Raw genomic sequence first — 13,378 nt, forward strand, 5'->3', positions numbered from 1 at the left:
CCTTCTAAGAAGATCTGCGTCTTGACAAGGGCGTTCCCGGATGGCAAGGAGCGGCGAGCCGGCATGATGCCGGACCCGCCGCTCCGGGCCGGTCACTTGTCGCCGGACAGCGCGTCCTTGACGTCGGACGCCGCGCCCTTGACGGACGCCTTGGCCTGGTCGGCCTTGCCCTCGGCCTCGAGCTTCTCGTTGCCGGTGGCCTTGCCGGCCGCCTCCTTCGCCTTGCCGGCGAGGTCCTCGGCCTTGTTCTTGATGTCGTCGGAGAGAGCCATGATGCGTTTCCTTTCTGTTGTTGCGGTGTGGTGTTGCAGAGTCCCGCCGGGATCAGCGGGCGATCCGGGTCCCGGACGCGCGAGCGACCAGGCCGGAGGTCAGGTGGACGACGAGCGGGGGGCGCGCGCCGAGCCGCTCGGCCGCCGTCGCCGCGGCACGGTCGACGTCGGCGAGGAGCGGCGGCAGATCCGCCGAGCGGCGGACGGCGATCCGGGCGTACACGACGGGCCGGCGCTGGCGGTAGGCCTGGGCGTGGACGCCGAGCACGGCGGGGCGGTCGGCGAGCGCGTCGCGCAGCAGGCCGGCGACGACCCTGTCGTCCACGGCCAGGTCGCCCTGGCCCACCACGTCGCGGATGCGTCCGCGGCCACGGGTGACGATCCAGAGGATCGCCAGCACCACGAGCACGACGGCGGCGGCCACGATCGCGACCAGGCCGACGGTCGATCCGACCACAGCACCGAGCGCCGCGGCGGTGACCGGCCGTGCCCCGGAGGGCAGCAGGGGCAGCGCCGCGATGCCGGCGACCGCGAGGAGGGCCAGCCCGATCAGCACCAGCACGAGCCGGTTCCACAGGCGGTGGGTGCGGGTCATCGCAGTCTCCCTTCGGTCGAGACCTCGACGCGGGGCCGCAGCGCGGGGCGCGCCTGGGCGGTGTCGAGGACCTCCGTCACGCGACGGAGCGGCTCGTCGGCCGTGAGCGGGAATCCGCTCGACGGCTGCACGCGGACGCGGGCGACGCGACGGCCGAGGACCGTGCGCACCTGATCGCGCGGGATGGAGGCCCCGCTCGCCGCCGCACGCGACAGCGACGAGGCCAGGACGTCGTCGTCGATCACCACGAGGAGGTCTTCGCGCTGGACGACGCGACGGGGCCGGCGGCCCGGGATCACGGCGACCAGGATCGCCGCGATCCCGAGCACTGCCGCCACCGCACCCGCGAGGACGGCCCAGGGGGAGCCGGAGGCGAGCGCGGCGACGATCCGATCCGGCCGCGCGACGAGCGCGGGCCGGTCGAGCAGTCGGAGGGCGGCCTCGATCGCGATCGCGACCGCGGCCAGGGCGACCAGCACCAGGGCGACCGAGGCGGCCACGGAGCGCGACCGGTGGGTCAGGCGCCGGCCGAGCCGGCGGTACAGGCGGGTGTCGCTCATGCTGCTCGACTCCTCTCATCCTCGATGTCGGTGATGCGGACGCTCACGCGTCCGAGGGCGGCGCCGGCGAGCTCCGGCACCTCCCGGGTGATCCGATCGCGCACCGCGTCCGCGGCGGCGATGACGGTGCGGGCCGTCCCGTTCCGGGTGGCGGCCGTCACCTCGACGCGCCAGCGGGCGCGGTCGTCGGTGATCCGGACGTCGACCCGGCGGGCGGGGACCCCGAGGTCGGCCGCGACCAGGGCCGCGATCAGGCGGCGTGCCGCCGTCCGGGTGACGACGGTCACGCCGGGCGCGCCGACGGGGCCGGCGTCGGGGGTCATCCTGCGCGCCTCCCGCGTCCCGCCTCGAGCATCGCGCGGATGTCGAGCCGGCCCGTCACCGCGGCGCCGACGACGCCGCCGACGGCCACGAACAGCGCCATGAGCAGGAAGCCCCAGAACCCGAAGGCGAGGGCCGCGAAGGCGAGCACCGCGCCCGCCCCCGCGCCCAGGGCGATCCCGGTCACTGGACCCGCGGCTCCTCGGCCGCGTCGTCGTCCTCACCCGGGATGTACACGTCGCCGACGGTGACGTTGATCTCGGCGACCTTCATGCCGATCAGGCTCGTGACGGCCTGGGCGACGGACGCACGGACCTCGTCGGCCACGGCCTGCAGCTTCTGCGGGTAGTCGACGACGATGGTCACGTCGACGGCGACCTCGGTCTCCCCGACCTCGACCTTGACGCCCTGCGTCAGGTCGCGGGTGCCGATGGCCTCGCGGATGTTGCCGATCACGCGGGCGGCGCCGCCGCCGAGGGCGTGGACGCCCGACACCTCGCGCGCGGCGATGCCGGCGATCTTGGCGACGACGGGGTCGACGATGGTGGTCTTGCCGGCGGCGCTCGTGGCGACGGCGGGGGTGCTGACGGTGGGCTGGGCCATGGTGTGGTCTCCTCTCGATCACAGCAGCTCGGATGGCTGCAACGATGTGTTCGATACGGAGACGCACGGCAGTGGCCATTCGTCACGCGCGGTTCGCTGTGAGAGTGCTGAACGCCGAAGCGGGTCGAGCAGGGCGCGTCGCGCCCTGCTCGACCCGCTTGCGCCCTACTTGCCGCCCTCCTTGAGGGTCACGGTGAGCGGGGTGAAGCTCTTGCCCATCACGTCGACGTTCTCCTTCTTGAGCTCCGCGAGCGCCTGGTCGACGTACTCGTTCGAGTAGGCGGTCTTCGGCGGGTCCTTCGTGATGATCGTCGAGCCGGTGTCGTCCTTCGTGTGCAGCGCGATGTCGACGGTGCGCTTCCACGCCGAGCTGTCGACCACGCCGATCCCGTTCGTCGACGGCCAGATGAGCTTGTTCACCTCGTTCGTCTGCCAGAGCTGGTGGCTGGCGCCGAGCTTCGAGCCGACCTTGACCACGAGGTCCGCCGCGTCCTGCGGGTGGTCGCGCGCGTAGATCCAGCCCTCGATGGAGGCCTTGATGAACTTGACCGTCGTCGCCCGGTACGCCTTGTCGCTCGAGAGCTTGTCGGCGTTGGCCCAGATCGCGTCCTGGAGCATCGCGGTGCCGGCGGTGTTCCAGTCGATGACGTTGAGGTCGCTCGGCTGGTACAGCTTCCCGGTCTTGGGGTTCACCGTCTCGAGCACCTGCGCGTACTCGTTGTAGGTCATCGCCTGCGCCGCGTCGATGTCACCCGAGAGGAAGCCGTTCATGTCGAACGCCTGCTGCACGAGCGAGATCTGCTTCGTGGTGTCGATGCCCGCCTTCTGCATGCCGGCGAACAGCTCCCACTGGTTGCCGTAGCCCCAGCTGCCCACCTTCTTGCCCTTGAGGTCGGCGGGGCTCGTGATGTCCTCGTCCGTGAACGAGATCTGGGTGGTGCCGGACCGCTCGAAGATCTGGGCGACGTCGGTCACGTTGGTGCCCTGCTCGATCGAGCCGAGCACCTTGGGCACCCACGAGATCGCGTAGTCGGCGTCACCGGAGGCGAGCACGTCGATCGGCACGGTGTCGGTGCCGGCCTCCTTGATCGTGACGTCGAGGCCCTCCTTCTTGTAGAACCCCTGCGCGACCGCGGCGTAGTAGCCGGCGAACTGCGCCTGGGCCACCCACTGCAGCTGCAGCGTGACCTTCGTGAGGCCGCCGGAGCTCGAGCCGCCGGAATACGATGTGCCGCCGCTGCTGCTGCAGCCGCTGAGCGCGAGCGCGGCCGAGGCGGCGATCGCCGCGACGCCGAGCGCGATGCGCGTCCTGTGCTTCATGTGGTGCTTCCTCCTGACTGTGGTGCGCGGGATGGAGCGGATCCCCGTCGGGCGGGGACGTGCGGGTCACCGGTGCCGGGTCGCGACGACCTCGAGCGCGAGGGTGACGAGGTAGAAGACGAGCCCGGTGAGGATCGCGCCGAGCACGAACGCCCAGGCGAGCGGGAAGTTGCTCGACGACACCGCGGAGGTGATCGACTTGCCGAGCCCGGTGAACGGGCCGCCGAAGTACTCGGCGACGAGTGCCGAGATCACCGCCAGCGACGAGGCGATCCGCAGGCCGGTGAAGAAGTACGGGATCGCGCCCGGGAGCGTCACGGCGCGCGTCGCCTGCCAGCTGGTCGCGGCGTACGCGCGCATGAGGTCGCGGTGGATCGGGAGCACCGTGCGCAGCCCGCGGAGCGTCGTCACGTACACCGGCACGAACACCGCGATCGCCGCGATCAGCACGCGCGCGGTCTGCACGCTCGCGCCGAACATCGTGTACAGCACCGGGGCCAGCGCGACGATCGGCACGACCGAGAGGGCCGTGACGATCCAGGTGCTCAGCTCGTCGAGCACGCGCACCGCCGCGGCGAGCACCGCGCCCACGACGGCGACCACCGTGCCGATCGCGAGCCCCACGAGGGCGTTGAGGGCGGTGATGACGGCCGCCTGCAGGATGAACGGCGACCGCAGCCCGAACTGCTGGCCGATCGCGACCGGGCCGGGCAGCACGAACGGCTGGATGCGCAACCCGAGGACGAGCAGCTGCCAGAGCGCCAGCACGAGCAGACCGAAGACGATCGGCGCGATCGCCGTGCGGGCCCGTGCCGCGGACCTCATCGGTTCTCCACGCCCCGGGCGCCCCCGACGGGCGCGCCGTGCAGCGCCTCGCGCACGGCCGAGACGCGCTCGAAGAAGTGCTCGTCCTCGCGGAGCTCCTCCGTGCGGTCGCCGAGTCCGATGTCGACGACCTCGACGATGCGACCCGGCCGCGGCGACATGACGACGACGCGGTCGGAGAGGTACACCGCCTCGGGGATCGAATGGGTGACGAAGACGACGGCGGCGCCGGTCTCGGCGCGGAGACGGGCGAGCTCCGTCTGCATCCGCTCGCGGGTCATCTCGTCCAGCGCCCCGAAGGGCTCGTCCATGAGCAGCAGCCGCGGCTTCTCGGCCAGGGCGCGGGCGATCGCGACCCGCTGCTGCATGCCGCCGGAGAGCTGGTCGGGTCGCCGGTCGGCGAACTCGTCGAGGCCGATGAGGGCGATGAGCTCGTCGCTGCGGGCGCGGCGCGCGGACCGGCCGACGCCGTGCAGCTGGAGCGGCAGCTCGATGTTCTCGCGGACCGTGCGCCAGGGCAGCAGGCCCGCCTGCTGGAAGGCGATGCCGTAGTCCTGCGCGAGTCGCGCCGCGCGGGCCGACCGGCCGAACACCTCCAGGGAGCCGGCGCTCGGCTGGTCGAGGTCGGCGATCAGCCGCAGCAGGGTCGACTTGCCGCAGCCCGACGGGCCGATGAGCGAGACGAACTCGCCCGCGGCGACCTCGAGGTCCACCTCGGCGAGCGCCGTCACCGACGCGCCGCGACGTCCGGGGAAGACGCGGGTCAGCCCGCGGACCGCGACGGCCGGGGCGGCGACGGCTGCACCCGCGCTCATGCGGTCACCTCCGCCGGCCGGTAGCGACGCAGCACCGCGCCGATGAGCACCACGACCCCCGCCGCGACCAGCCCGACCAGCACCGCGCCGGCGATCGGCGCCCACTGCTTCGCGGGGTCGCTCGACCCGCTCGCCCCGAACTCCACGATCATGCGTCCGATCCCCCCGCTCAGCCCGATCGAGACCTCGGCGACGACCGTGCCGACCACCGCGTTCACCGCGCCGAGCCGGAGGGCGGGGATCAGGTAGGGCACGCTCGCCGGCACCCGCAGCCGCACGAACGTGCGCCCCCATCCCGCGCCGTAGGAGCGCATGAGGTCGAGGTGCGCGGCGTCCGGGGAGGAGAAGCCGCGCAGGGCGCCGATCGAGATCGGGAAGAACGCGAGGTAGGAGGCGATGACGGCGACCGACATCCAGTCCTGCCAGTGCAGCTCGCCGATCCGCACGAAGACGCCCCAGCGCCGCACGATCGGTGCGAGTGCGATGAGCGGCACCGTCTGGCTGAGCACGACCCAGGGCAGGAGCGCGGACTCCGCGGTGCGGAAGCGCTGCATGAGCGTCGCGATCGCGAATCCGACCACGAGCCCGACCAGCCAGCCGATCCCGGCGACGCCGAGCGTCATCCCGGCGGCCTGCAGCACCGCGAGCCAGAGCGGCGGCGACCCCGGCACCGCGACGACCGGCTCCAGCGCCCGCTGCAGCATCGTGCCGAGGTGCGGCATCGCGACGGCGCTCGCGCGCGGCAGGACCGTGACGCCGGCGATCACCACCCCCTGCGCCGGGGCGATCGCGAGGTACGCCTCCCACGCGGCGCCGAGCAGCACGACCCCCGCCAGGCCCAGCAGCACCGCGCGGAGTCGTCCCATCCCCGGATGTCGTCCCATGGGCAGACGCTACGGATCGCGTGTTTCGGGGGTGTCACCGCCGCGTTGCGGTCAGCGACCGCGACCGACCAGCCGCGCGACGTTGTCCGAATCACGGAGATCCGGTCGCTCGGGCCCGGATCGCGGGCGCCCGGGACCGCCGCGCGCGGCATCTCCGTGATTCGGACCATGCCGTGCCGGAGAGCCGCGTGCCGAGGGGCGAGGCCGGCGTCCGGCTAGGACTTCGCGGTCTTCGGGGCGCGGAGGGCCGGGATCACCGTCTCGCCGTACACGCGGAGGGTCTCCTCCTTGTTGTCGTGCTGGAGGTAGCCGGCGAACTGGTCGACGCCGATCGCGCGCAGCTCCTCGAGCTTCGCGATGTGCTCCTCGGCCGTGCCGAGCACGCAGAACCGGTCGACGATCTCGTCCGGCACGAAGTCGACGTGGTCGTTGCCGGCCTTGCCGTGCGAGTTGTAGTCGTAGCCGGTGCGGCCCGCGATGTAGTCGGTGAGCACCTGCGGGAAGTCGCCCTCCGTGCCGTACCGGTTGACGATGTCCGCGACGTGGTTGCCGACCATGCCGCCGAACCAGCGCGTCTGGGCGCGCATGTGGTCGCGGTCGTCGCCGATGTAGAACGGCGCGGCGACGCAGAACGTGATGGCGTCGGGATCGCGCCCCGCCGCCTCCGCCGCCTCCCGGACCCGGCCGATCATCCACTTCGCCACGTCGACGTCGGCGAGCTGCAGGATGTAGCCGTCGCCGACCTCGCCCGTGAGCTTGAGCGCCTGCGGTCCGTACGCCGCGACCCACACCTCCACCTCGGAGTCGCGCGCCCACGGGAACTGCAGCGTCGCGCCCTGGTACTCGACGGGCCGGCTGTTGGCGAGCTCGCGGATGACGTGGATCGACTCCCGCAGCTCGGCCAGCGTCACCGGCTTTCCGTTCGTGACCCGCACGGCGGAGTCGCCGCGCCCGATCCCGATGACGGTGCGGTTGCCGTACATCTCGTTGAGGGTCGCGAAGACGGAGGCCGTGACGGTCCAGTCACGCGTCGCCGGGTTGGTGACGAACGGGCCGACCCTGATGCGCTGCGTCTCGGCGAGGATCCGGCTGTAGATGACGTACGGCTCCTGCCAGAGCAGATGCGAGTCGAAGGTCCAGACGTGGCTGAACCCGTGCTGCTCCGCCAGCTTCGCGAGCGCGATCGTGCGGGAGGCAGGCGGATCGGTCTGCAGGACGGCCCCGAATTCCACGACGTCGCCTCCTAGACCAAGTACTGCGACAGGCCGCGCTTGACGTAGCGCCCGTCGCCCTTCGTGCCGACGTAGCCGGTCTCGTCGACGATGACCTTGCCGCGCGAGAGCACGGTGTCGACGTGCCCGTCGATCTCGAAGCCCTCCCACGCCGAGTAGTCCATGTTCATGTGGTGCGAGCGCCCGTCGCCCATCCCGATCGTGGTGTGCCCGCTCGGGTCGTAGACGACGATGTCGGCGTCGGCGCCCGGCTGGATCACGCCCTTGCGCCCGTACATCCCGAACATGCGCGCGGGGGTCGTCGACGTGATCTCGACGAAGCGCTCGAGCGTGAGCCGCCCCTCCACGACGCCCTGGTAGAGCAGGTCCATCCGGTGCTCCACCGAGCCGATGCCGTTCGGGATCTTCGAGAAGTCGCCGATCCCCATGTCCTTCTGCCCCTTCATGCAGAAGGGGCAGTGGTCGGTCGAGACCATCTGGATGTCGTTGGTGCGCAGCGACTGCCACATGTGGTCCTGGTGGCCCTCCTCCCGCGCGCGCAGGGGCGTCGAGCAGACCCACTTGGCCCCCTCGAAGTCGCCCCACTCCGCGCTGCGGGCGCCGAGCTGCTCCTCGAGGGAGAGGTAGAGGTACTGCGGGCAGGTCTCGCCGAACACGTTGAGGCCGTGGTCGCGGGCGGCGGCGATCTGCTGCACGGCCTGCTTCGCGCTCACGTGCACGACGTAGAGCGGGGCGCCGGTGAGGTGGGCGATCATGATCGCCCGGTGAGTGGCCTCCTCCTCGGCCTGCCAGGGGCGGGTCGTGCCGTGGAAGAACGGGGTCGTCTCGCCGCGGGCGAGCGCCTGCTGCACGAGGACGTCGATGATCGCACCGTTCTCGGCGTGCATCATCATCATCGCGCCGTTGGAGGCGCCCTTCTGGAACGCGCGGAGGATCTGCCCGTCGTCCGAGAGGAACACGCCCTTGTACGCCATGAAGAGCTTGAAGCTCGTGACGCCCTCGGCGATCAGCTCGTCCATGGCGGTGAGCGAGGAGTCCTGCACGTCGGACAGGATCTGGTGGAACCCGTAGTCGATCGCGCAGTTGCCGGCCGCCTTCTCGTGCCAGAGCGCGTACTGGTCGAGGATGTTCTGGTCCGGGTACTGGACTACGAAGTCGACGATCGTCGTCGTCCCGCCCCACGCGGCGGCGCGGGTTCCGGTCTCGAAGGTGTCGGACGCGTTGGTGCCGCCGAACGGCATCTCCATGTGGGTGTGCGCGTCGACCCCGCCCGGGATCACGTACTTGCCGGTCGCGTCGATGACGCGGTCGACGCTGCCCGAGAGCTCGTAGCCGAGCAGGTTCGAGCCGGGCCGGAGCACGCCGACGATCTGCTCGCCGTCGACGAGGACGTCGGCCTCGCCGCGGCCCGTCGCCGAGACGACCGTGCCGCCGCGGATGAGGGTCGTGGTCATCAGGGCATCACCGTCCTCGTGTAGGTCTCCGGCCGGCGGTCGCGGTAGAACTGCCAGTCGTCGCGCATCTGCTTGACCATGTCGAGGTCGAGGTCCCGCACGAGCAGCTCCTCGTGGGTGCCCGATCCGCGCTCTCCCACGAAGTTGCCGCGCGGATCGATGACCTGGCTCGTGCCGTAGAAGTCGACGGCGAGCTCCCCGTACTCGTTGTCCTCGCGGCCGACGCGGTTCGGCTGGAGCACGAAGTAGCCGTTCGCGACCGCGGCGGCCGGGCCCTCCACCTCCCACAGCCGGTTCGACAGCCCCGGCTTCGTGGCGTTGGGGTTGAACACCATGTGCGCCCCGCCGAGCCCGAGCTCGCGCCAGCCCTCGGGGAAGTGCCGGTCGTAGCAGATGTAGAGCCCGACCTTGCCGACCGAGGTGTCGAACACCGGGTAGCCGAGGTTGCCGGGGCGGAAGTAGAACTTCTCCCAGAACCGGTCGAGGTGCGGGATGTGGTGCTTGCGGTACTTGCCGAGGACCGTCCCGTCAGCGTCCACGATCACGGCCGTGTTGTAGTACACGCCCGTCATGTCCTCCTCGTAGATGGGGAGGATCGTCACCATGCCGAGCTCCTCCGCGAGCGCGGCGAAGCGCTGCACGATGGGGCCGTCGGCCGGCTCCGCGTAGTCGTAGTACTTCTTGTCCTCGGTGATCCCGAAGTAGGGACCGTAGAACAGCTCCTGGAAGCAGATGACCTCCGCGCCCTGCGCCTTCGCATCGCGCGCGAACTGCTCGTGCTTGTCGAGCATCGAGGCCTTGTCGCCGGTCCAGGTGGTCTGCGTGATGGCGGCTCTCATGGGCCGACGATAGTCCCGGGGATGTTTCCGGCGCATTGCCTCATCCGGCCGGATCCCGCGGTGCGCGGTTCGTCTGCCGTTCTGGCCGTCGCCGCGCGGCGCGTTCGACACTCCGGCGGTGACGCGGAGGCTCGGAGGGTGGACGATGGGCAGCATGACCGTGCCGTCCACCAATGCCGAGACCAAAGCGCTCGACAAGGCCCACGTCCTGCACTCCTGGTCCGCCCAGGCGTCGTTCGATCCGCTCGTCATCGCGGGCGGGCTCGGCTGCCAGGTGTGGGACTTCGAGGGCACGCGATGGCTGGACTTCTCGAGCCAGCTCGTCAACGTCAACGTCGGGTACCAGCATCCGACCGTCGTCGCGGCCATCCAGGAGCAGGCCGGCCTGCTCGCGACGATCGGGCCGGCGACCGCGAACGCGACCCGGTCGGAGGCCGCTCGACGGATCCTCGCGCACGCCCCGCACGGCTTCTCGAAGGTGTTCTTCACCAACGGCGGCGCCGACGCGAACGAGAACGCGATGCGCATGGCGCGCCTCACCACCGGCCGCGACAAGGTCGTCTCGCACTACCGCAGCTACCACGGCAACACGGGCGCCGCGATCGTCGCCACCGGCGACTGGCGCCGCGTGCCCAACGAGTTCGCGCGCGGGCACGTGCACGTCTTCGGCCCCTACCTCTACCGCTCGGAGTTCTGGGCGACGAGCGTCGAGGAGGAGGGCGCCCGCGCGCTGCACCACCTCGAGCGCGTCATCCAGGCGGAGGGGCCCGACTCGATCGCCGCGATCCTGCTCGAGACGGTGCCGGGGACGGCGGGCATCCTCGTGCCGCCGCCCGGCTACCTCGCCGGCGTGCGGGAGCTCGCCGACCGCTACGGCATCGTGCTCATCCTCGACGAGGTGATGGCCGGCTTCGGGCGCACCGGGAGCTGGCTGGCCCTCGACCAGGAGGGCGTGGTCCCCGACCTCATCACCTTCGCGAAGGGCGTCAACTCGGGCTACGTGCCGGTCGGCGGCGTCATGGTCTCCGACCGGATCGCGCACCACTTCGACGACCGCGTCTTCCCCGGCGGCCTCACCTACTCCGGCCACCCGCTCGCGGCGGCGAGCATCCTCGGCACCCTCGACGCCATGGAGTCGGAGGGGATCGTGGAGCACGCCGCCGAGATCGGCCGCGACCACCTGGGCCCGCAGCTCGCGGCGCTCGGTGAGAAACACGACCTGGTCGGCGAGGTCCGCGGCCGCGGGGTGTTCTGGGCGGTCGAGCTCGTCGCCGACCGCGCGACCCGTCAGCCGCTCGGCGCCGGGGAGATGGGGCGGCTGAAGAAGGACCTGCTGCACCGCGGGCTGCTGCCGTTCATCCAGGACAACCGCCTCCACGTCGTCCCGCCGCTCGTCGTCACCGCCGACGAGGTCGCGCGCGGCGTGCAGATCATCGACCGGGCGCTCGCCGCGCTCTGACCGCTCGCCCCACCCGCACGAAGGAACCACATGACCGACACGCTCACCGCCGTCCCGACGCTCCCGCACTGGATCGGGGGCGCGGAGACGCCCTCCTCCTCCGATCGCACGGCGCCCGTCTACGACCCCGCGCGCGGCGTCGTGACCAAGCGGGTCGCGCTCGCCTCGACCCAGGAGGTCGACGCCGCGGTCGCCGCCGCGTCGGCCGCGTTCCCGGGTTGGCGCGACACCTCGATCGCGAAGCGCCAGCAGGTGATCTTCCGGTTCCGCGAGCTGCTGAACGAGCGCAAGGAGGAGCTGGCCGCGATCCTCACCTCGGAGCACGGCAAGGTGCTCTCCGACGCGCTCGGCGAGATCGCGCGCGGCCTCGAGATCGTGGAGCTCGCGTGCGGGTTCCCGCACCTCATCAAGGGCGAGCACTCCGAGAACGTGTCGACGGGCGTCGACGTGTACTCGATCAAGCAGCCGCTCGGCGTCGTCGGCATCATCTCGCCCTTCAACTTCCCGGCGATGGTGCCGATGTGGTTCTTCCCGATCGCGATCGCGGCGGGTAACGCCGTCGTGCTGAAGCCGAGCGAGAAGGACCCGTCGGCGGCCAACTGGATGGCGGCGCTGTGGGCGGAGGCCGGCCTGCCCGCCGGGGTGTTCAACGTCGTCCACGGCGACAAGGTGGCGGTGGACGCGCTCCTCGAGCACCCGGACGTCCGCTCGATCTCGTTCGTCGGATCCACCCCGATCGCGCAGTACATCTACGAGACCGCCGCGCGCACCGGCAAGCGCGTCCAGGCGCTCGGCGGCGCGAAGAACCACATGCTCGTGCTGCCGGACGCCGACCTCGACCTGGTCGCCGACTCCGCGGTCAACGCGGGGTTCGGCTCGGCCGGGGAGCGCTGCATGGCGGTGTCGGTCGTCGTGGCGGTGGAGCCCGTGGCCGACGCGCTGATCGAGAAGCTGACGACGCGGATGGCGACGCTGCGGGTCGGCGACGGCACCCGGAATCCCGACATGGGCCCGCTCGTCACGGGCGAGCACCGCGACAAGGTCGCGTCGTACATCGACGTCGCCGCCGCGGACGGCGCCTCGGTCGTGGTGGACGGGCGGGGCGTCGAGGTCGACGGGGAGGCGGACGGGTTCTGGCTGGGGCCGACGCTCATCGACAAGGTGCCCACGAGCTCCCGCGTGTACCAGGAGGAGATCTTCGGACCGGTCCTGTCGATCGTCCGCGTCGCCTCCTACGAGGAGGGCGTCGCCCTCATCAACTCGGGGCGGTTCGGCAACGGCACGGCGATCTTCACGAACGACGGCGGCGCCGCCCGCCGGTTCCAGAACGAGGTCGAGGTCGGCATGATCGGCATCAACGTGCCGATCCCGGTGCCGGTGGGGTACTTCTCGTTCGGCGGCTGGAAGCAGTCGCTGTTCGGCGCGAACAAGGCCTACGGCCCGGCGGGGTTCGACTTCTTCACGCAGGAGAAGGCCATCACCTCCCGCTGGCTCGACCCCTCGCACGGCGGCATCAACCTCGGGTTCCCCCAGAACGGCTGACGGGCCGGCACCTGCCACCGCTCGCGTCGACGGGATCGGCCGCGAACTCCGCGCGGATCTCGTCGACGGTCACGCCCCCGTCGTGCCCCGGCTACCCTCGGCGGGTGACCACCCCGCTCCTCCGCCCGATCGTCGACGCCGACCTCCCGGCCCTCCTCGAGATCAACACCGCGGCGGTGCCGGCCGTCAATCGCGTCCCGGCGGAGGAGCTCGCGGCGTTGGTCGCCGACAGCGCCCTCGCGCTGACCGTCGACGACGGCGCCCCCGCCGGGCTGCTCATCGCCCTGCCGCCGGGGCTCGGCTACGCGAGCGAGAACTACACCTGGTTCTCGTCGCGCGCGGATGCCGCCGGCACCGGCTTCCTCTACGTCGACCGGATCGTCGTCGCCGAGCGCCTGCGCGGCACCGGGATCGGGCGCCGGCTCTACGAGGCCGTGTTCGCCGCGGCCGCGGAGCAGGGCTGCGACGAGGTGCTGTGCGAGGTCAACGTCGAGCCGCCGAATCCCGGATCGATGCGCTTCCACCTCGGGCTCGGCTTCGTCGAGGTCGGCCGGCAGCGCACGAAGGACGGCACAGTCGAGGTCGCGCTGCTCGCCCGGCCCGTCGGCTGAGCATCCCCACCGGGCACCGTGCGACGCACCGCGGCAGGATGGACGG

Annotated in this window: 16 protein-coding genes; 3 read left to right on the top strand and 13 right to left on the bottom strand. The window is 71.5% G+C overall.

Going from position 1 to position 13,378, the window contains the following annotated elements; genetic code table 11:
* Window positions 1-92: 92 nt before the first annotated feature.
* The 13 genes from ACTHM3_RS06320 to ACTHM3_RS06380 all read right to left on the bottom strand — a co-directional run bounded on the left by ACTHM3_RS06320 (window position 93) and on the right by ACTHM3_RS06380 (window position 9,720).
* Window positions 93-272, bottom strand: coding sequence for a CsbD family protein (locus ACTHM3_RS06320; protein ID WP_440405261.1), 180 nt, complete (start codon window positions 270-272; stop codon window positions 93-95).
* A gap of 52 nt (window positions 273-324) precedes the next feature.
* Window positions 325-867, bottom strand: coding sequence for a hypothetical protein (locus tag ACTHM3_RS06325; RefSeq protein ID WP_440405262.1), 543 nt, complete (start codon window positions 865-867; stop codon window positions 325-327).
* The gene (locus ACTHM3_RS06330; RefSeq protein WP_440405263.1) at window positions 864-1,427 is read right to left on the bottom strand and encodes a hypothetical protein; all 564 of its coding nucleotides are present in this window, start codon (window positions 1,425-1,427) and stop codon (window positions 864-866) included. Before ACTHM3_RS06330 ends, ACTHM3_RS06325 begins: the two co-directional genes overlap by 4 nt.
* A complete protein-coding gene (locus tag ACTHM3_RS06335; protein WP_440405264.1) occupies window positions 1,424-1,750 on the bottom strand; it encodes a hypothetical protein in 327 nt (108 codons plus the stop codon). Before ACTHM3_RS06335 ends, ACTHM3_RS06330 begins: the two co-directional genes overlap by 4 nt.
* Window positions 1,747-1,935, bottom strand: a complete 189-nt coding sequence (locus ACTHM3_RS06340) for a hypothetical protein (protein WP_440405265.1) — start codon at window positions 1,933-1,935, stop codon at window positions 1,747-1,749. The genes ACTHM3_RS06335 and ACTHM3_RS06340 overlap by 4 nt, the downstream gene beginning before the upstream one ends.
* Window positions 1,932-2,351, bottom strand: coding sequence for an Asp23/Gls24 family envelope stress response protein (locus ACTHM3_RS06345; protein WP_440405266.1), 420 nt, complete (start codon window positions 2,349-2,351; stop codon window positions 1,932-1,934). The genes ACTHM3_RS06340 and ACTHM3_RS06345 overlap by 4 nt, the downstream gene beginning before the upstream one ends.
* Before the next feature lie 165 nt (window positions 2,352-2,516).
* Complete coding sequence (locus ACTHM3_RS06350; protein WP_440405267.1) at window positions 2,517-3,671, bottom strand: ABC transporter substrate-binding protein; 1,155 nt, start codon at window positions 3,669-3,671, stop codon at window positions 2,517-2,519.
* Between the two features lie 66 nt (window positions 3,672-3,737).
* Window positions 3,738-4,496: an ABC transporter permease gene (locus ACTHM3_RS06355; protein WP_440405268.1), complete on the bottom strand. Its 759-nt coding sequence runs from the start codon at window positions 4,494-4,496 to the stop codon at window positions 3,738-3,740.
* Window positions 4,493-5,311: an ABC transporter ATP-binding protein gene (locus tag ACTHM3_RS06360; protein WP_440405269.1), complete on the bottom strand. Its 819-nt coding sequence runs from the start codon at window positions 5,309-5,311 to the stop codon at window positions 4,493-4,495. Before ACTHM3_RS06360 ends, ACTHM3_RS06355 begins: the two co-directional genes overlap by 4 nt.
* Window positions 5,308-6,195: an ABC transporter permease gene (locus ACTHM3_RS06365; protein ID WP_440405270.1), complete on the bottom strand. Its 888-nt coding sequence runs from the start codon at window positions 6,193-6,195 to the stop codon at window positions 5,308-5,310. Before ACTHM3_RS06365 ends, ACTHM3_RS06360 begins: the two co-directional genes overlap by 4 nt.
* 215 nt (window positions 6,196-6,410) lie before the next feature.
* Window positions 6,411-7,427: a TIGR03842 family LLM class F420-dependent oxidoreductase gene (locus ACTHM3_RS06370; protein ID WP_440405271.1), complete on the bottom strand. Its 1,017-nt coding sequence runs from the start codon at window positions 7,425-7,427 to the stop codon at window positions 6,411-6,413.
* Window positions 7,428-7,438: 11 nt separating this feature from the next.
* Complete coding sequence (gene hydA, locus ACTHM3_RS06375) at window positions 7,439-8,881, bottom strand: dihydropyrimidinase (protein WP_440405272.1); 1,443 nt, start codon at window positions 8,879-8,881, stop codon at window positions 7,439-7,441.
* Complete coding sequence (locus tag ACTHM3_RS06380; protein ID WP_440405273.1) at window positions 8,881-9,720, bottom strand: nitrilase-related carbon-nitrogen hydrolase; 840 nt, start codon at window positions 9,718-9,720, stop codon at window positions 8,881-8,883. Before ACTHM3_RS06380 ends, hydA begins: the two co-directional genes overlap by 1 nt.
* A 145-nt stretch (window positions 9,721-9,865) precedes the next feature.
* On the opposite strand from ACTHM3_RS06380, the gene ACTHM3_RS06385 reads away from it, so the two are divergent.
* From ACTHM3_RS06385 to ACTHM3_RS06395, 3 genes are all read left to right on the top strand, one after another.
* Window positions 9,866-11,179: an aspartate aminotransferase family protein gene (locus ACTHM3_RS06385; RefSeq protein WP_440405274.1), complete on the top strand. Its 1,314-nt coding sequence runs from the start codon at window positions 9,866-9,868 to the stop codon at window positions 11,177-11,179.
* Between the two features lie 30 nt (window positions 11,180-11,209).
* On the top strand, window positions 11,210-12,721 hold the full coding sequence (locus ACTHM3_RS06390) for a CoA-acylating methylmalonate-semialdehyde dehydrogenase (protein ID WP_440405275.1): 1,512 nt from the start codon (window positions 11,210-11,212) through the stop codon (window positions 12,719-12,721).
* 104 nt (window positions 12,722-12,825) lie between these two features.
* Window positions 12,826-13,332: a GNAT family N-acetyltransferase gene (locus ACTHM3_RS06395; protein WP_440405276.1), complete on the top strand. Its 507-nt coding sequence runs from the start codon at window positions 12,826-12,828 to the stop codon at window positions 13,330-13,332.
* The last annotated feature ends 46 nt before the right edge of the window (window positions 13,333-13,378 follow it).

The sequence above is a fragment of the Pseudolysinimonas sp. genome (assembly GCF_051954455.1).
Lineage (GTDB): Bacteria > Actinomycetota > Actinomycetes > Actinomycetales > Microbacteriaceae > Pseudolysinimonas.